Annotated in this window: 16 protein-coding genes and 1 pseudogene; 6 read left to right on the top strand and 11 right to left on the bottom strand. The window is 70.7% G+C overall.

Annotation, left to right across the window (positions count from 1 at the left end; all coding sequences use genetic code 11):
• The 7 genes from ABT160_RS43740 to ABT160_RS43710 all read right to left on the bottom strand — a co-directional run.
• A partial coding sequence (locus ABT160_RS43740) for an RNA-guided endonuclease InsQ/TnpB family protein (RefSeq protein WP_351655033.1) occupies window positions 1-1,199 on the bottom strand: 1,199 nt, incomplete at its 3' end.
• Between the two features lie 98 nt (window positions 1,200-1,297).
• Window positions 1,298-1,660 carry a class I SAM-dependent methyltransferase gene (locus ABT160_RS43735; RefSeq protein ID WP_351655030.1) on the bottom strand — a complete coding sequence of 121 codons (363 nt, stop codon included), beginning with the start codon at window positions 1,658-1,660 and terminating at the stop codon, window positions 1,298-1,300.
• 50 nt (window positions 1,661-1,710) lie between these two features.
• Window positions 1,711-3,108 (bottom strand): phosphotransferase, encoded by a 1,398-nt coding sequence (locus ABT160_RS43730; RefSeq protein ID WP_351655028.1) that lies wholly within the window; start codon window positions 3,106-3,108, stop codon window positions 1,711-1,713.
• A gap of 172 nt (window positions 3,109-3,280) precedes the next feature.
• Window positions 3,281-4,792, bottom strand: a complete 1,512-nt coding sequence (locus tag ABT160_RS43725; RefSeq protein WP_351655026.1) for an NUDIX hydrolase — start codon at window positions 4,790-4,792, stop codon at window positions 3,281-3,283.
• 38 nt (window positions 4,793-4,830) lie between these two features.
• Window positions 4,831-6,969 carry an ABC transporter ATP-binding protein gene (locus tag ABT160_RS43720; protein ID WP_351655024.1) on the bottom strand — a complete coding sequence of 713 codons (2,139 nt, stop codon included), beginning with the start codon at window positions 6,967-6,969 and terminating at the stop codon, window positions 4,831-4,833.
• 1,024 nt (window positions 6,970-7,993) lie between these two features.
• A complete protein-coding gene (locus ABT160_RS43715) occupies window positions 7,994-8,920 on the bottom strand; it encodes a hypothetical protein (protein ID WP_351655022.1) in 927 nt (308 codons plus the stop codon).
• Window positions 8,921-9,050: 130 nt separating this feature from the next.
• Complete coding sequence (locus ABT160_RS43710; RefSeq protein ID WP_351655020.1) at window positions 9,051-9,443, bottom strand: hypothetical protein; 393 nt, start codon at window positions 9,441-9,443, stop codon at window positions 9,051-9,053.
• A 407-nt stretch (window positions 9,444-9,850) separates the two neighbouring features.
• Here ABT160_RS43710 and ABT160_RS43705 point away from each other — a divergent pair, with 407 nt between their 5' ends.
• Entirely contained in the window at window positions 9,851-10,849 is a 999-nt protein-coding gene (locus tag ABT160_RS43705; RefSeq protein ID WP_351655018.1) for an ArsR/SmtB family transcription factor, read from the top strand.
• Between the two features lie 98 nt (window positions 10,850-10,947).
• On the opposite strand, the gene ABT160_RS43700 is transcribed toward ABT160_RS43705, so the two are convergent.
• Entirely contained in the window at window positions 10,948-11,643 is a 696-nt protein-coding gene (locus ABT160_RS43700; protein ID WP_351655016.1) for a hypothetical protein, read from the bottom strand.
• 368 nt (window positions 11,644-12,011) lie between these two features.
• Between ABT160_RS43700 and ABT160_RS43695 the strand changes: the two genes are divergently transcribed.
• Window positions 12,012-12,674, top strand: coding sequence for a hypothetical protein (locus tag ABT160_RS43695; RefSeq protein ID WP_351655014.1), 663 nt, complete (start codon window positions 12,012-12,014; stop codon window positions 12,672-12,674).
• Window positions 12,675-12,888: 214 nt separating this feature from the next.
• A complete protein-coding gene (locus tag ABT160_RS43690; RefSeq protein ID WP_351655011.1) occupies window positions 12,889-13,398 on the top strand; it encodes a hypothetical protein in 510 nt (169 codons plus the stop codon).
• Between the two features lie 95 nt (window positions 13,399-13,493).
• Here the strand turns inward: ABT160_RS43690 and ABT160_RS43685 are convergent, their stop codons facing one another.
• Window positions 13,494-14,696, bottom strand: a complete 1,203-nt coding sequence (locus ABT160_RS43685) for a hypothetical protein (protein WP_351655009.1) — start codon at window positions 14,694-14,696, stop codon at window positions 13,494-13,496.
• Between the two features lie 290 nt (window positions 14,697-14,986).
• Between ABT160_RS43685 and ABT160_RS43680 the strand changes: the two genes are divergently transcribed.
• Window positions 14,987-15,547, top strand: coding sequence for a hypothetical protein (locus tag ABT160_RS43680; protein ID WP_351655006.1), 561 nt, complete (start codon window positions 14,987-14,989; stop codon window positions 15,545-15,547).
• Here ABT160_RS43680 and ABT160_RS43675 read toward each other — a convergent pair.
• Window positions 15,460-15,762 carry an IS110 family transposase gene (locus tag ABT160_RS43675; protein WP_351655004.1) on the bottom strand — a complete coding sequence of 101 codons (303 nt, stop codon included), beginning with the start codon at window positions 15,760-15,762 and terminating at the stop codon, window positions 15,460-15,462. The genes ABT160_RS43680 and ABT160_RS43675 overlap by 88 nt on opposite strands.
• Window positions 15,763-16,006: 244 nt before the next feature.
• On the opposite strand from ABT160_RS43675, the pseudogene ABT160_RS43670 reads away from it, so the two are divergent.
• Window positions 16,007-16,078: pseudogene (locus ABT160_RS43670) on the top strand (helix-turn-helix domain-containing protein); the annotation flags it as partial.
• Window positions 16,079-16,092: 14 nt separating this feature from the next.
• Here the strand turns inward: ABT160_RS43670 and ABT160_RS43665 are convergent.
• The gene (locus tag ABT160_RS43665) at window positions 16,093-16,353 is read right to left on the bottom strand and encodes a hypothetical protein (RefSeq protein ID WP_351655037.1); all 261 of its coding nucleotides are present in this window, start codon (window positions 16,351-16,353) and stop codon (window positions 16,093-16,095) included.
• A gap of 56 nt (window positions 16,354-16,409) precedes the next feature.
• Here ABT160_RS43665 and ABT160_RS43660 point away from each other — a divergent pair.
• Window positions 16,410-17,206: RNA-guided endonuclease InsQ/TnpB family protein (locus ABT160_RS43660; protein ID WP_351655034.1), on the top strand; the 797-nt coding region annotated here is incomplete at its 3' end.

Genomic DNA, 17,206 nt, shown 5'->3' with positions numbered 1-17,206 from the left:
GCCTTCGGGTGGGTTCCCCGTTCAACGGGCCGTGCCTGGGGTGGGATTTCCACTCCAGGCCTTACCGGCCCTCCAGGGGCGTTTAGCCTCTCCGCTTGCCCGGCGGCGAGGATCACACGCGACGCATTGAGGTCACGATCATGCCCGGTACCGCAGCTCCCGCACCGCCAGGCGCGCACGTGCAGCGGCTTCTTGCCGTCCACGGCCCAGCACACGTGACAGGTCTGAGACGACGGCAGCCACCGCGACACCGCCCCGACGTACCGCCCATACCGGGCGGCCTTCTCCTGAAGGACCCGCCGGAACATACCCCACGCCGCATCGTGCACAGACTTCGCCAGACGGGTGCGTGCGAGACCGGAGACCGCCAGGTCTTCGAGATAGACCGCTTGATTATCGCGGATCAGTCTCGAAGCGCTCTGGTGGCACCAGTCCTTGCGCGCGTCAGCCACCCGAGCGTGGGCGCGGGCGACCCTGATACGGGCCTTGGCCCGGTTCTTCGACCCCTTCGCCTTCCGGCTGAGACTCTGCTGAGCCTTACGGAGCCTGCGCTCGGCGCGGCGCAGGAAACGCGGGTTGTCGATCACCTGTCCGTCCGAGAGGACGGCGTAGTGGGTCAGCCCCAGGTCGATGCCGACCTCGGCATCCGTGACGGGTAGCGCCTCGGGCTCGACGTCCACGACGAACGAGGCGAAGTACCGGCCGGACGAGTCCTTGACCACGGTCACGGACGAGGGGGCAGAGGGAAGGGGCCTCGACCAGCGGACCCGGACGTCGCCGATCTTCGCGAGGTTCAGTCGGCCGTCGGCCCGAAGCCGGAACCCGTTCTTCGAGAAGCGGACCGCCTGCCGGTTGTCCTTCTTCGACTTGAACACCGGCAGGCCCATACGCCGGCCCCGGCGCTTGCCGGTCACCGACGCGAAGAAGTTCGCGTACGCCGTATCGAGATCGCGAAGGGAGGACTGCAAGGCGTCCACGGACACCTCCGCGAGCCACGCCCGCTCCGGAGTGCGCTTCGCATCGGTGATCACCCGCTTCGCCAGAGCACCCGACGAGATCCGCGACTTGTCCGCCTTGTACGCGGCCTTCCTGGCCGCAAGCGCATCGTTGTAGACCACCCGGGCACAGCCGAACGTCCGGGCCAGCGCGATGCGCTGACCCGGCGAGGGCTCGATCCGGAAGCAATACCGCAGATGCATGTGCCCAACGTAACGGCCGCCACTGACAACGCCGCCCCCCTGGGGGCGAACCAGCTTTCCCCGCCCTGCTCCACAGGACCTTCGCCTCCTCCCCCGGCTCAAGCCGGGGGTACCCACGAAGGAGTCCAGATGACCACCAGGTCGTACCCGCCCGGGTCCAGGCCCGCCACGTCGTCGTGCTCGATGTCCGCACAGATCCACCGCACCCCGGCGTCCGGATGCCCAGCCCGCGCGCGGGTGATCGCACTCTCGGCGAAGTCCACCGCGTCGACCCGGTAACCCACGGAGGCCAGGTGGAGCGCCAGGTCACCCGCCCCTGAGCCCACCTCCACTGCACGACCCCCGCCTCCCGGAGGTGCGGCCCGCTCGGCCAGGAGCGCCTTCTCGCGCTCGCTCAGTCGGCGGAATCCCTTGCCGTCGGCGTAGTGCTGGTCCCACTCCTGGCGCTCGCTGTACTCCACGCTGCTGCTCCTCACTGATGCAGAGGACGGGGGGGCTGAGCCGACGGTCGTCATGGGTGGTGGGTGGCGCTCAGGCGGGCCAGGGTCCGGCGGCCGCGTTCCAGGAGCTCGGGGTCGGCGTGGAGGGCGCCGTACTGGATGCCGGAGACCGCATCGAGCAGCGACAGGGCGTAGACGTGCTGCTCTTCCAGCGGTGTCAGTGCACGTCCGTACCCGTCCATCACCGCGGCGTGCAGGTCCGGACGACAGGCCCAGGCGTCGGCCAGGCGTACGAAGTCGCGGACGGCGGGCCCGTCCTCGCTGCGGTCGAAGTCGATCACCGACAGGCAGCTGGAGGAGGCGTCCCACAGCAGGTTGCGCAGCTGGAAGTCGCCGTGGGTGGGAACCGTCGGCAGGCTCGGCAGACCGGCCGCCCTGTCGAGGGTCGCCCGGATGAAGTCCTCGTCGCCGACGGCAAGATGAGGGCGGGCACCTTGCAGATGGCGTTGCCACTTTCCCAGTGGGTTGCCCGCGGGTCCCGAGCCGGAAGGTGCTCCCACGTGGTGGATGGATGCGGCCAGACGCCCGATCGCGCGGAAGACGCGTTGTTGTTCGGCCGGAGGATGAACGGCGCCGTGCAGAGATCGGCCGGGGACGGCGGTGACGACGATGGCGCGCAGTGCCGGATCGGCGGCGACCAGCCGGGGCGCGGCGGCTCCCAGGCGAGGGACCCAGGTGCGGTAGGCGTCCACTTCGCGGTGGTGGAAGCGACCGCTGTGATGGACCTTGACGAACCAGGTCCCGCCCCCGGCGCCGCGCACGCGCCACACACGGCTGCCTTCTCGGGCCCAGGAGGTGTCCGTCCAGCTCTCGATGCGTCCGACCGCCTGTTCGGCGAAGGACCGCACCTCCGCCTCGGGCCGTACGGCGTCGACGGGTGGGCCCGTGCGGACCGCCTCGACCGGTCGGCGCCGGTCCAGGGCAGGCTCGTAGGCGACCGCGTCGCCGGGTTCCTGGAAGTGCACAGCCATCATCTGGCCGGCGAGGTAGGTGTCCAGACCGGCCCGGCAGTAGGCGACCATCGGTTCGGGCAGGGCGTCGAGCGGGAACCAGCCCATCGCGTCGCACAGGTCCGGCTCCTGGATCGAGGGCGTGCCTCGCCAGGTCCGTACTTCGAAGAACACACCGGTCCGTGAGCGGCCACCGGGTCCGCGGTGGTGGACCAGGACGGCGAACCGCGCGTCGGCCCGGTCGATCAGCACTCCCGCCTCCTCCCGTGCTTCGCGGACGAGCGCCGTGACCACGTCCTCGCCCGGTCCGTCCAGGTGCCCCGACACCAGGTGCCACAGGCCGGAGGCGTAGACGTCTCCGGCGCGGCGCGACAGCAGCACCTGCGGTCCCTCGCGGGTGTCGCGGCGCAGGATCAGGTGCACATCGACCGGCTCACGGTGACGCTGCTGGCCGCTCACAGCGCCCCTGCGTGCTGACCCGTGCGCAAGGTGCGTTGCCGTACGACGGTGGCGGGGCGGCACGCGGCAGTGGGGTGGCACGCGGCGGGCGTGCTCGGACGGGTGGTCAAGGGGTGCCTCCGGGGGGTCGGGGAAGGTCGGGGAGGGGCGGGGCGGCGTACGAGGCGCATCGTCACCAGCCCAGTTCGCTGTAGGCGCGGCCGGCCGCGATGCCCTCCAAGGCCGTGCGGGCGTAAGGCACGAGCCGCGACGGAAGATCCGTCGGCGACCACCACCCCCAGGCCAGGCACTTGTCCGGCTCACGGACGTGCGGCACCCCCTGCCAGCGGTGCGCCTGGAAGACCATCTGCAGCAACGGCCGCCCGCCGGGACGGTCGACGAGGTGGGTTACGTGGACCAGCGTGACGTCCGCGGGATCGATCACGAGCCCGGCCTCCTCCCGTGCTTCGCGCACCAGGCACGTCACGGCGGACTCCTGCTCACACCGGCCGGCCAAGAAGTGCCACATGTCCCCGGCGTAGCTGCTGTCGGGATGCCGCAGCCCGAGTAGGACCCGGCCCTGGTCGTCCTGGAGGTGCAGGTGGACGCCGATCCCGTTGAGGACCGCGTACGCGTCGGGCTTGACCCGCAGGGGTGAGTCGTCATCGCTCGTCGCGGGCGGGTGTTCGGCGGCGTGGCGGCGGATCAGGTCCCCCAGCCCGGGGCTCAGCCGGACTCGGTCCAGCTGATCGAGTGCGATCCAGTGCAGCAGCACCCCCTCGCGGACCGCGAGCTGCTCGGCCCGGCCGTGCCACAGCGCGCTGAACACCTGGATGGGCACGCGCAGCCCGTCGACGCTGACGGCGTCCTCCACGGCGTACGGCGCCAGCGTGGCAAGCCGCAGATCCGGGACCTCTTCGGCCAGTTCGCGTCGCAGCGTGTCCTCAAGGTCGCGGTCCTCGTGCTTGCGGCCTCCGCCGAGCAGGGCCAGGGTCCAGGGCGCCCACACGTGGTCGAGGTCGTCACGCAGGTGCACCAGGTACGAGCCCGCCCCGTCGTGGACGAGTACGGAGGCGTTCACCGGCTCTGGCCGGCCATCGACACCACTGGACAGGAGCTTCTTCCGCAAAGACGGAGAGGGAACGTCGGTGAACGCCAGCCACTGGGCATGACGGGCTTCCCTCACCCCTGGAGCGGGGTCCGTGCTGGGATCGTCGGCGAGGTAGAAGGCGAAGCGGAAGTCGTAGGAGTGGTGGGCCTGTTCGGTGCCGGGTGAGGCCTCGACGTCGCGTACGTCGATGTCGAGCGGCGCCCCCAGGTACTGCGGAGTCAGGCACAAGGCCCCTGGCGGGATCCCGGTTGCTGCGGACAGCCTGCGCAGCGCGGTGGCGAGCAGTGAGCGGTCTCCGGGTTCGGGGCAACCACCCGGGACCTGCGGGTGTCCGTCGGGTCCCGGGTGTGTGCTGTGCAGGACACGGTGCGTGCGGTCGATGACCACCGCACTGCAGGTAATGCGCGCCGGTGGCGTCGTCCGGCGGGCGGCAGTGTCCGGGCCGTCCAGTGCGTCCAGGTTCGAGCCGTCCAACGTGTCCGGGTCCGGGCCGTCAAGTGTGTCCAGGAGCTCGGTCAGTGCGTCCCGTTCGTCGGGGTGGCGTGCCAGGTAGGCCTCGACGGTCTTGCGGAGACCGGAATGACTTGGCGGCATGGGTGATCCTCACCTTCTGGGGTGGTGGCGCGGGTAGCTCAGGGGGTCGGCTCGTGTGGCGCGCCGGGGTCGCGGCGCTGGCCGGGCAGCAGGTCGGGCTCCGCCTGGTCCAGGGCGTCACGTGCGCGGGCGTCCGCGGAATCCGCGGGCTCCATGCCACAGGCGCACGTGCCGGCCCGGGCGGCGGATGCGTTGCTCGGTGGTGTCGACTGGCCCGTGGGTGAGCCTGCTGCTGACGCGGTGGTGGCGTACTCGGCGGCCTGTGCCAGGAACATCGCCCGGTAGCGCCCGTCGGGGCGGGCCATCAGGGTCTCGTGGCTGCCGGATTCCACAAGGCGCCCCTGGTGCAGGACGTGGATGCTGTCGGCGTAGCGGACTCCCGACATGCGGTGGGTGACCAGCACCACCACCCGGTGCGGCGAGGCCAGTTCGCGTACGCGGCGGAACGCCTCGATCTCGGTCTCCGGGTCGAGCGCGGAGGTCGGCTCGTCGACGATCAGGATGCTGTCGGCGTCCTGGGTGACGGTCCTGAAGTGCGTGCGCGCCAGGCCGATGCGCTGCCACTCGCCGCCGGACAGGTCGGTAGCGCCCTGGAACATGCGCCCGAGCAGGGACTGCCAGCCGGCCGGGAACTTCACCCACAGCCGGTCGGCGTCCGCGTGCCGCAGTGACGCCGTCAACCCGCCATCCGTGTACGGGTGTTCAGGCCGCCCGATGCGCAGGTTCATCGCCGCGGTCAGCGGCCACCGCTGGAAGTCCTGGGTGAGCACCGCGACCCGGGCGAACACCTCACGCCGATCCACCTCCGCCAGCGGTTGCGCACCGAAGCGCACCGAACCCGTCTGCGGGCTCACCAGCCCCGACAGGACCTTCATCAGCGTGGACTTGCCCGAGCCGTTCTCCCCGACCACCGCGACGACCTGGCCCATGGCCAGGCGCAGCGACACCCCGTCCAGCGCCGCCTGCTCACGGTCGGGGTAGCGGTAGGTCACCTTCTCCAGCTCCACCGCGCCCAGCCGGTGCGCGAGCGGCTCGCCGCCGCTGGGAAGGGCATGCGTGGCGGCTCCGGTGACGAAGGCCTCGTGGTCGCGGACGTAGAGGGCCTCCTCGTTGAGCTGGTTGACGTTCATCACCAGCGCCCCCAGTGACGCCGAGCCCGAGCGGATCGCCAGCACGGCCGTGCCCGCCACCGCCAGGCTCATCCACCCTGCCGAGATCATCCCGAACACCGACGCGTAGGTCAGGGCCATCGCCAGCCCGGACAGCCCCGCCGCGACCAGCTCGATCAAAGCCTTGCGCGACGCCAGGCGCCGCTGCTCCTCCTCGGCGCTGAGTGCCATCTCCTCGTACTTGGCCAGTAGGAACGGCCCGACCTGGTGCACCCGTACTTCCTGCGCGGCCGTCCGCTCGGTCAGCAGGTTCCCGATCAGCCTCGATGCCCGCAGGTGCTCGATCCATGTCAGCCGCGATACGTAGCGCTCCTGCGCCACCCGCATCGCCCCCCACCCGCGCGGCACGGCGATGAGCAACAGCATCGGCAGCAGCCGTACGTCCAGCACGCTCAGCACACCCGCCGCCGACACCAGGGAGATCACCCCGTTCAGCGCGGCCACACAGGCGGAGATCATCCGCCGTGAGGCGTCCACCCCCAGCTGGGCCACGTCCATCAGCCGCTTGAACTGCGGGTCCTCGATCGCCTCCAGCTCCACCGCCGCCGCGGCCCGCAGGTAGTGGACCATCGCGATCCGCTCCACCAGCGGCTCCAGCCGCCCCGCCCGCGACGTCGACAACCCCGCCAGCAACGACCGCACCACCGCCGCACAGGCCCCGGCCACCAAGGCCGGCAACGCCTGGTCCAGCCGCTCCGCGGCGCTCCCGCCGGCCAGCAGGGCGTGCATGACCACATTCACGATCAGCAGGCCCACCGCCGCCGCGACGCCCTGGCCGATCTCCGCGACTCCCAGCACGACCAGCCCGGACCGGTCCGCCCGCCACGCTCGTCGTACCGTCGCCGCCACCAGACGCGGCATGGCCCGTAACGCCGACCACAACGTCACCTCCACCCGCGTGCGTTCGTGCTCCGACCAGACCGTGTCGTAGCGCAGCGCCCCGCCGAACAGCTCCTCCTCCGCCGCCGACACTGCCGGATCGGCCATCCGCGCACGCCACAGACTCATCGCCACCCTCCTGATCGCTCTGAGGGACGGCCGGAACCCATCGCACGGCACGTCGAACGCCGGGAAGGGGTGGGGCGATGTTCGAGAGGGCAGGTCCGTGCGCGGGCAGCGGAAAGTACGGGCATGGAGACCTCCGGCAAGGTGTGGGTGAGGGGTGCAGGGCGCTAGCTAAGCGCACCCGCGCGGCCCGGGAGCGGCTTTCGAAGAGCGGACCAGTGAAAGTACGTTCGAATGCGGGAGGCGGCCCAAGTCCCTTACGGGATGGGGGAGATGAAACCAACACGTTCGAGTGGCCGCCCACCGCTGCGCTCGCCGTTTCGACGACTTCCGGCCACCTTCGGGAGCGCCGTCGCCACGAGAAGACACGGCGCCGATGCGGCACACCGTGCTCTGCCGGTGCAGCACATTGACCGGTTTCGTAACCTCCCCGCCAATGCGCCATCGCCGGACATGCCACGATGCCTCGTCGCCGACAGACTCGGCCCTCGAAAGCCCGATGCCCTCGTGCCCGGGCGGGCTACGGGCGTGTCCGGCCGGCCAGGAGCAACGACGGGCATCGCCAGTGCTGTGGCCGGTGAGCCTCGTCCCGCGGTGCCCAGGGTCGCGGGACGCCACGCAGCGCGGGCTTGTAGCCGGGAGGGAAGGCGGGGTCACGGTGACGTCGCTGTTGGAGAAGCTCGCAGCGGGCCCCGGAGCGGGTGACTGCGTGCGGAGACGACACGTTCCAGGCTGAAGCGCCTGGTGAAGGGAGGTCATGCGCGGGAGGGCCCGAGAAGACGAGCGCTGCGGCAGTTCGCGCGTGAGCAGCGGGTAGGGGCACTCGGAGAGTCCCGGCGCGGTGCCCAAGGCGCCAGTGTGGGTCTGGCGGGGGCAGGCGGCTGGTGTCCGGCGAGGACGCGCCGTACGCGGGCACAGGCGGGGCGAGTTCGCATCCGCGCCGGTGGGGCCCGGCGGTCTCGGGTAGGGAGGACCGTTCGTCGTACGGCTGGATCACCGGCAGGACGTCCGCCCCACAGGGCTCCCGTCAGGGAGCATCGGCGAGGATCCTTCGCGCCGCGTCGTCCTGGCGGTTCTTGAGTGCCCGCCAGGACCGCAGCACGTCCTGGTGACTGTCGAGCCACTTCTGCTGCAGTTGGGCGAGGCGCCCGTACACGTCGGCGAGGTATCCGGTCCGCTCCTTGCAGCGCAGGTCCGCCACGGTCGCCGGATGCGTGCGGAGGTCCGCTCCCCGCGGCAGCGTGCGCAGCAGTGCGAGCGGATCGGCTGCGTCGTAGCCGGACTCACGCATGCAGGTCCGCCAGCGTTTGTTCGCCGCCGCGTACCGGGCGTCCCGCTGGAGTTGGCTCAGCGCCTCGGACTCGCCGTCACCCAGGCGAAGTTGGAGTCCCAGCAGCTTCTCCCGCTCGGAGCCCACGAGCTTCCGCTCGGCCTCGGCCTGGCAGCCCGTGGCCGGCCGAGTGACCTTGAACCGCTCGCCCTGGGCACTGATCGTCTTGGCGGGGTCGCCGAACAACGCCCTCCGGAACGCTTGCGACCGCGGCTGCTCGCTCTGCGCCGCGGCCGGCTCGGGGTCGGCGTCGCTACCCGGCTCGATGCCGAAGAGGGCGAGGCCCCGGGACTCCGACCGCTCCCGCTTCGCCGGCTCGTAGCGGTGGCCCTGCGCGGCCATGCACGAGGTCGTCAACCGCTGCTTCGCGGTGTCGATCCTCGCGTCGGCCGGGGTACGCGTGTAGAGGAGGCCGTAGAACGGAAGGCTCCGGCTCAGGGCCAGGGTCTTCGACGCCGATCCGGTGCGCTCCGGTCGCGGCGAGCCGGTCGCGGGGCCGCGGGAGAACGCCCAGGCGGCGGTGCCGATGACCACCAGGGCGAGCACCATGGCCGTCGGCAGCAGCAGACGGTGACGCCGTCGTCCGCCGCCCCCGGTCGAAGCGTCCGCCGTACGATCCGTCATGGTGCCCGTCCCCTCAGCGTGGTCCGTAGTCCGTGGTCCGTAGTTCGTAAGCCGTGGTCGCGTCTCGCGCGGGGCGGGTGCCGCGGATGAGCGCCGGGGGCGGTGTCGCGGTGCCCCCGGCGCTCGGTGCTCAGTAGCAGCTGATGGAGGTGGTGCCCCGCAGCTTCAGGGAGCTGGCCGCGTCCTTCTTGCCGGCGGGCAGTTCGTACACGGAGCTGCCGGGGTTCACGCAGAACACCAGGCCCCCGGCGTAGTTGATGTCCCGGTAGTAGTGGCTCTCGTAACCACCGGTGCTGGAGTTGCTGGCGCCCCACACGTTGTCGTTGACGACCGATCCGTCACCGAAGTAGTCGTTGGTGAAGTTCGCGTCGGAGTCGAAGTAGGAGTGCTTGGTGCTTCCCACCTGGTACTTGAACACGCAGTGGTAGCCGGACGAGCAGCTGGGGCCCGCGAGCGCGGGGCCCGCGCCCAGGACGACCCCGGTGGACGCCGCCAGAGCGGCGAGTCCCGTGATCGCAGCCATCTTCATGCGTGTACGCATCCTTGGTCCGCCTTTCGTCTTCGTTCGTCGAGGGGCCCGGGACCGGCGGTTCGAGCCGGTCGTACGCGCTGTGCCGGGGTGGACCAGTGCGAGGGGAGTGGTCGTACGACACCGGTGGGACGTCCGGACGCGGGCCGATCGCCCGGCACCCGTGGTGGCGCGTTCCCACCCCTCGCCGGTGTGGTCCGCGACCACCGGCTCGATGCCAGATTCTGGCCCGCGTCGTCCGCCGGCCGTTAGCTATGTGCGTCTGGGCGCAATGTCCCCGGCCAGCACCGCTCGGGTTCTTCCTGCGGGCCGGAAGCCCAAAAATCGCCTGTCGTGACTCGATCCGCTCTCACAGCATGGAACGGGCCCGGCACCAACAACCGGGCACGGGGGCAGTGAGCATGCTGAGAGTCCATTTCACCGGCGAGGCCTTGGCACGTACCGTGCTCGCCGCCGAGCCTGACTTCATGTGGGAAGTGACGACCAGCCTTCACCGGCTCCAACGCCGGGACAGCGGCGTGGTCTTCGGGCCGTGGCGCAGCCGCGTCCTGCAACGGCTGCCCGCCGGGGTGCAGCACCTCTCCTTCCTCGCACCGTCGAAGGGATACTGTCCGGACTTCCTCACGCCCGCCCGCGGAGCGCCGCGCTTCGCGCAGTTGGAGGCCCTGCGGGCGACCCACCGCGCCACCGCGCGAACCGACCTCGAGGAGTTCCGCGCACGGCACCCCCGGTTGCGGCTGCCCTCCTGGTGCGGGCCACTGGCCGAGGGCGACGGCAGGGTCCTCGGCAGGCTGGCGGATACCGCCGACGCCTACTTCGACGCCTGTCTGGCCCCCTACTGGGAGCGGGTACGCGCCGAGGTGCACCGCGATCGGGTGCAGCGTGCCGCGCAGCTCGCCCGGGGCGGGTGGGACGAGTTGTTCCGGACCCTGCACCGCTCGGCCCGGTGGAGCTACCCGGTCCTCGAACTCGACTACCCGGTGAACCAGGACCTCCACCTGCACGGGCGGGGCCTGGTGCTGCAGCCGTCGTTCTTCTGCCGCTTCAACGTCGTGAGCCTGGTCGATCCGGGGCCGCCGCCCGTGCTGGTGTACCCGATCGACCACGACGCGGGCTGGCTGAGGCCCGCCGCTCCGTCGACCGCGAGCGCGAAGGCCCTGGCGGCACTGCTGGGAGGCACCCGGGCGGCGCTGTTACAGGCGGCGGCGGAGGGGGCGGCCACGACGCAGCAGCTGGCGTGCCGCACGCACACCACCGCCCCGAACGCCAGCCGCCACCTGACGGCGCTGCGCGAGGCCGCCCTGATCCGAAGCGACCGCCACCGCAACACCGTCCTGCACAGCGCCACACACCTGGGCACGGCCCTCCTGAACGGGCAGGAGGCGGCGCTGCCCGTCTGATTCAGTGCGTTGCCGTGCGGCTGCCCGAAGCGGTGGTCGGCAAGGAGGCGCTGTACGGGGCCGGGCTCGCCGGCACGCGAAACTTCCCGGTCAGAGCCCTAACTGGTCCAGGGCAGGCGGACGGCTTCGAGTTCGGTGTCGCCGAGGAGCGCCTCGACGAGGGCCCGGGGGCCGCAGACTTTCGTACCCCACAAGTCGTAGTCGGTACAGACGACCCAGGAGCGGTCGGCGGCCCACAGATTGGATGGGCTGTGCAGGATCTCCGGGTGGTCGAAGAGGGCCTTGGCATCCCCCAGACGGCCGGAGCGGACCTCGGGGTGCTCGAAGTCTCCGGTGACGATGGGGTTGTAGTACGCCAGGCAGGGCGTCCGTTCCCCCTCGGGGCTTTGTGCGCTCAGGAATCGGATCAGTTCGTTCCAGGTCGGCCTGTCCAGGCTGCCCTCGGCGGGCCATGCGACGGCCCCCGAGACGACGCCGGCCGCTTCCGCCGACGGGAAGCAGCGATGGCAGGGGTAGAGGCCCTCCGGCACGACCGGATCACCCAGGCGAGCAGCCAGGTCCGCCCAGCGCAGCCGAGTCCATCCCGGGCCCGGGTGCTCGTCCCGGCCCTGGCCGGTGTTGACGGACTCCCCGGCACCGGGACCGCGTTCGTACATGCCGCCGAGGACCCAGGCGGCGTCGGGCCGTCCGGGTGCCTCGTACCCGGTGAGGCCGTCTTCCCCGGAGAGCTCGGCGAGCCAGTCCACCTGTGAGGCGGACGCCGGTGGCCACAGGGCCAGAACATCGTGGGGCATCCGGCCAGCCTACGAGGCCTGCCCGCGTACATGGCCCACCAACGCCGCGGTGTTGCTCACCGTGCACTGCCAGGAGTACCGCATCGACGGCACGCTCCCCGCCCACCTGCGCGCCGGGGGCGACCCCGGCGCCCTGCTGACACTCATAGCCCCGGATCCGGGACACGGCCCGGCCGGGGCCGCGTACGCAGGCCGAGCGCGGCCGAGCACACCGCCCCCTGACAGCCGACGAGTTGGGGACCGTGGCACCGTAGAGTCTCTGGAGTACCGCCGTGGTGCACGCCTCGCAGGCGGCAGGGATCCGGCGTCCCTATTCCTTGTGAAGACTCCTCGTAAAGGAGACCGATGTGGCTGCCCGGGAGAAGTCCGTGACCGCAGGCATCGCATGGATCGGCGCGCACCACCACACGCCCGTGTCGGCCGCCGTAGAGGGCATGGCCGGGGGCATTTCACTGACGGCCGCGAGGGGAATGGCGCCGGACGACTTCCTCGTCGCGCTGGGCGCGGACCCGGCAGCCCTCGCCGCCCGCGTCCCGTATCGAGCCCTCGTGCCACCGGCGGGACGGCCGGGCAGGCCCTCGCCCCGCGCGAACCGGGTCATGTACGGGACCTGCGGTGACTGGGTCTACGTACTGGAGGACTGGAGCGCCGCGACCTGGGCCACCGGTCGGCGTAAGGTCGCCTCGATGGCGTCCCGGCCCGGCGACGAGGTCATCTGCGTGACGCAGAACCGATTCAGCCCACCGGCACAGGTCCTCCACGTCCCTGGCGACGAACGGGTCCGGTGCACCGACTTCGGTCAGACCTTCGACGAGCCGTCCGAGCTGGACGCGGCACTCCGGGCGGCGGGCGCGGTGTTCCCCGCGATCGGGGACGTAGGAGAGACGGCCGCGGCGCCGCACTACGAGGAGCACGCGCCACGGCTGCCGACCGCGGTGCTCACCGCCGTCGGCAGCCTCTGCGGGCTCTCCATCGGCGAGACCGTGGTCCGGGACGGCGGGTTGCCGGGAGCCCTCCTCCCGATGCCTTGATCCTGGCCCGTGCGGCGGGGCGAAGGGCTCGAAGCCGCCGTTCGTGATCGGTGCACGGAGTCGGACGGCGGCTTCGACGCCGGTGAGATCGTGGAGGTCGGCCCTCAGGTGGCGGTCAGGCAAGGCGTCCCTGAGGGGTCGCACGTCCGAAACCGTTCGCGCTGGCGCGACGGGAATGCGAGGCTTCCGTGCAACGCACCGATGGAAGGCCCAGATGACGCACGACGAGGCAATCGCCCAGATCAGCCACCTTGCGCGCATGAGGGCATTCGGAAGGCATGTGGGATCGGACCGCCTCATCCAGGCCGGGCTGGACGCCCTGCTCGCCGGGGTTGAGAGCCCTTCGCTCGCCATGCTGGCGGGACTCCTTCGCAGTGAGGAGCCCGAAGCGCCAGAGTTGTTCGACCGAGTTCTGGAGGAACTGGGGCTCGCCTTCCACCCGCCGGCCGATCCCTTGGCCGCGAAGTGGGCGATGGCCAGCTGGATCGCCGGCCAGATCGCGGACGGATCACTCGACCCGGCCGCCGGGACACTCCTCATCTGGGTTGAGATTGCCGAGGACCTCGGCTATCCGGGGGACCTGGAGCTTCTCGTCCACTGCGCAAACAACCTGGAGTGCTGGGAGGAGAGCTGGGGAGTCTCTCGCGAGGAGCTCAACCGGGAAGCGGTCGAGGCTGCCGAGCAGTTCCTCAGCAAACGACCCCGGCAGGACAACCAGCGCTGACCTGATCCGTCGGTTCGGGCATGGTGTCCGCCGGGCAGAGCGGCGCCCTGCCCGGCCGTGTGAATCCGCCGGGGTGCCGGAGCGTGGTGGGCGGGTCAGCGGGTGAGGACGTAGCAGGTGGTCTTGCGTCGTTTGTCCGTGCGCCAGGCGTGTTCGGACGGCCAGTGGGTCCAGAACTTGCCGGGCTCGCGACTACCCGCGGTCCAGCCGGAGGGCACCCGGGCGTAGGCGTCGTCGCAGGCCTGGATGGACTCGCGGTCCAACTCCTTCTCGCCCGGATACGTGCCGCTCCACTCGCGCTGCGCGTAGATGCGGCCCTGGTGCGGCCAGCCGCACGGTACGACCACGAGCTGGGTCCAGTAGCCCTGGCCGGTGTCGGAGGCGACGCACGAGCCCGGCTTGACTTCGTGCAGGCCCTTCACGACCTGGCCGGCATCCAGGATCCGGCCCTTCAGCCCGGGCCGGGGGGTGTACGCGGCTCCGTACTGGCTCAACTCCAGCGCCACGCGCACGCTGTGGACCTTGGAGAGGGCACCTGGCTTGTGCGTGAGCAGCGGCGTCAGGTCCGCGTCCACCCGCACGATCCGCCCCGTACGATCGACGACCAGGGTGAACGCGGCACGCGCGCCCAGGGACTGCTCGTCCAGGAGGTCGGCCAGCGCGAGGGTGAGGTGCGGCACCACTCGGTGCAGCAGCTGGCCGTCCAGACGGGTGGTGTAGGCACGCCCTCCACCGGGCGTCGGCTTGGACGTGACGGACTCGATACCGGGCACGGACTCCAGGAGCGTCTCACCGTAGGGCGCGGTCTTGCCGCGCAGGTCCATGATGCTCTGCCCGCCGTCCTGGACGATCGTCGCGCGGTCGTACTTCAGCCAGTACCCCGCCACGACGGGCCGCACGTGCACCAACTGCCGGTCCATCACCACCGCTTGGCTCGCCGCGGCGTGGTCCGCCCCCAGCGCATCTCCCGCGAACGACTCCCGCTGGCTCACGGGATAGCGGCCGTCGAACCCCCAGGTCCGTACGAACGACGCACGCTGGCGCGGGAAGTCCAGTTGGCCGTTGCTGGTCAGGCGTACCGCCCCCTGAGAGGAACCGAAGGTGACGACCTGACGGAACGACACCGTCCCAGCCGCCTTGGAGACCTCCAGCGCTCGGATCGGCTGCGCGTTGAGCTTCTGGGAGAACACCCGATGGGCGGGAGGCTTGTCCGCCGCGGCATCAGCGCCGGCGCAGCCACTCAGCAGCAGTGCCCCGCCCAGCAGCGCGACCACGGGACGCAAAAGTTGTCTGATCACGATCAAGAGACCGCAGGGGGGTGGGGAAGGGTTGCCCGCTTCAGCATCACGGGTGGGTGACGAACGCCCGCTCGCGCAGCCGGGAAACGCGCCTCGGCCTCGCGCGATTCGGGACGGCCCGCCTCGGGTAGCGCCGCTCACCGCAGATGGAGAGCTGCCAGACGGGGCAGTCGGCGAGTCATGTCGCTTTGGTCATCGAAGTCGAGGTTCCAGGTGGGGTCCGGCTCCGGCACTTGCCATGACGAGGGTGGCGCATGATGGCCTGGTCGCCACGTCGAAGGAGAGCCGCCATGGAGCCGGACCGCCTCGATGCCAGCCGCCGCAGGGCCCAGCAGCTCCTGCACACGGCACTGGAGAACGCGGACTTCCAAGTCCGCATGCGCCGACGGGCGCGCGTCTGGGAGACCGATTACGACGCCCTCATGGACGACGTACGCCGCGTGCTCTTCGTCGCTCTGCACGCCACCCACGACCGTGCCGGTGAAGATCCCGACCGCCATGCGCAGGCTGCGCTCGAAGTCCTCGCGTCCTGCCAGCCCGAGCTGCTCTTCGTGAGCCTTCCCGCTCAGGACCGCGAACAGCTGGAACCCGCGATCCAGAGGCTGTGGCTCATGTCGGTCAGCCTCACCGGCCGATCCTCATTGCGCTGGCTGCGACTGGTGAAGACGGCCAAAGAGGTCCTGACCGGGCCCGGCGGCCGCCCGTGTCCGCTGGCCGACAGCCCGCCCGCGCCAGGGCCGGACGATCAGAAGACCACCGTGACTCAGATCTCAGTCTCCTGGACCACGGACGACCCCTCGACCACGGTCAGGCCGGCCGCTCGGGCGGCACGCGTGAACCCGGTTCCGTAGGACGCGGTGCCTTCCACCCCGATCGCGACCACAGCTCCGTGGGCGCCCAGGAAGGCAAGGGCCGCCATGTATCCGGCGGCGGTGGTGGGGAACTCGGCGTCGGCGAGTTGGCCGCCGTTGTCGGTGACGACCGCGACGTGAATGGTGTCGGCGTGGGAGTCCACACCGCCGAACACCCACTGTTCGGTCGTGCCCGCTGTGCCCGCTGCTGTCATGCTGGAGAAGCCTTCCTAGCCGGAGGCGGCACCGGCCGGGTGGGGCAGACAGGACATTGAGGGGGCTTCCGACCAAGCTCCTATCAGGTCATGTTCCACCTGGCCGGCGCCATGAAGAACGGGCCCCGGCAGCCTGACAGTACAACGGGAAGACAGCCCAGCAGGGCGTCAGTCAGTGGCAGAGCCACGACCACCGGAACCCGCTACGAGTATCAATGTCAGTGGCGGCCGGTACGTTGCTCTCATGCATCTGCGGTACTCCTTCCGGGTCGAGCCCACGCCGGGTCAGCGCATCGCGCTGGCTCGGACGTTCGGCTGTGCCCGGGTGGTCTACAACGATGCGCTTGCGGCCAGGAAGGCCGCGTACAAGGCGGACAGGTCGCGGATCTCGTCGGGTGCTCTGGCGAAGCGGGTGATCACCGATGCGAAGCGCACTCCGGAGCGGGCGTGGCTTGCGGAGGTGTCGGTGGACGCCTTGCAGTCCTCCCTGCGCGATCTCGATACGGCGTACGCGAACTTCTTCGCGTCGGTGACCGGCAAGCGCCGGGGCCGGCGTATGGGGCTGCCGGTGTTCAAGTCGAAGAAGGACAACCGGCAGGCGGTCCGCTTCTCGAAGAACGGGTTCCGGGCTTCGGGCAGGCGGCCGGCTGAACCTCGCGAAGATCGGCGATGTCCGGGTCCGCTGGTCGAGGCCGCTGCCCGCAGCCCCGTCGTCCGTGACGGTGGTCAAGGACCCGTCCGGCCGGTACTTCGCCTCGTTCGTCGTGGACGTCGAGCCCGGGACGCTGCCCGCCACGGATGCCGAGGTGGGCATCGACCTGGGGCTGACGCACTACGCCGTCCTCTCCGACGGCAAGGTGATCGACAACCCGCGTTTCCTGCGCCGCGCCGAACGACGACTGCGTAAGGCTCAGCAGACTCTCAGCCGTAAGGCGAAGGGGTCGAAGAACCGGCACAAGGCCAGACTCAGGGTCGCCCGCGCCCACGCTCGGGTGACTGACGCGCGCAAGGACTGGTGCCACCAGACCGCTTCGAGACTGATCCGCGACAACCAAGCGGTCTACCTCGAAGACCTGGCCATCTCCGGCCTCGCACGCACCCGCCTCGCCAAGTCCGTGCACGATGCGGCGTGGGGGATGTTCCGGCGGGTCCTTCAGGAGAAGGCCGCACGGTACGGGCGGTACGTCGGGACGGTGTCGCGGTGGCTGCCGTCGTCTCAGACCTGTCACGTGTGCTGGGCCGTGGACGGGAAGAAGCCGCTGCACGTGCGCACCTGGCGGTGCGAGAGCTGCGGTACCGGGCATGATCGTGACCTCAATGCGTCGCGTGTGATCCTCGCCGCCGGGCAGGCGGAGAGGCTAAACGCCCCTGGAGGGCCGGTAAGGCCTGGAGTGGAAATCCCACCCCAGGCACGGCCCGTTGAACGGGGAACCCACCCGAAGGC

It is taken from the genome of Streptomyces sp. NPDC001941 (genome assembly GCF_040296945.1).
Taxonomy (GTDB): Bacteria; Actinomycetota; Actinomycetes; order Streptomycetales; family Streptomycetaceae; genus Streptomyces.
Note: the sequence above shows the minus strand (reverse complement) of the source record. Positions and strands in the feature narration are given on the sequence as shown.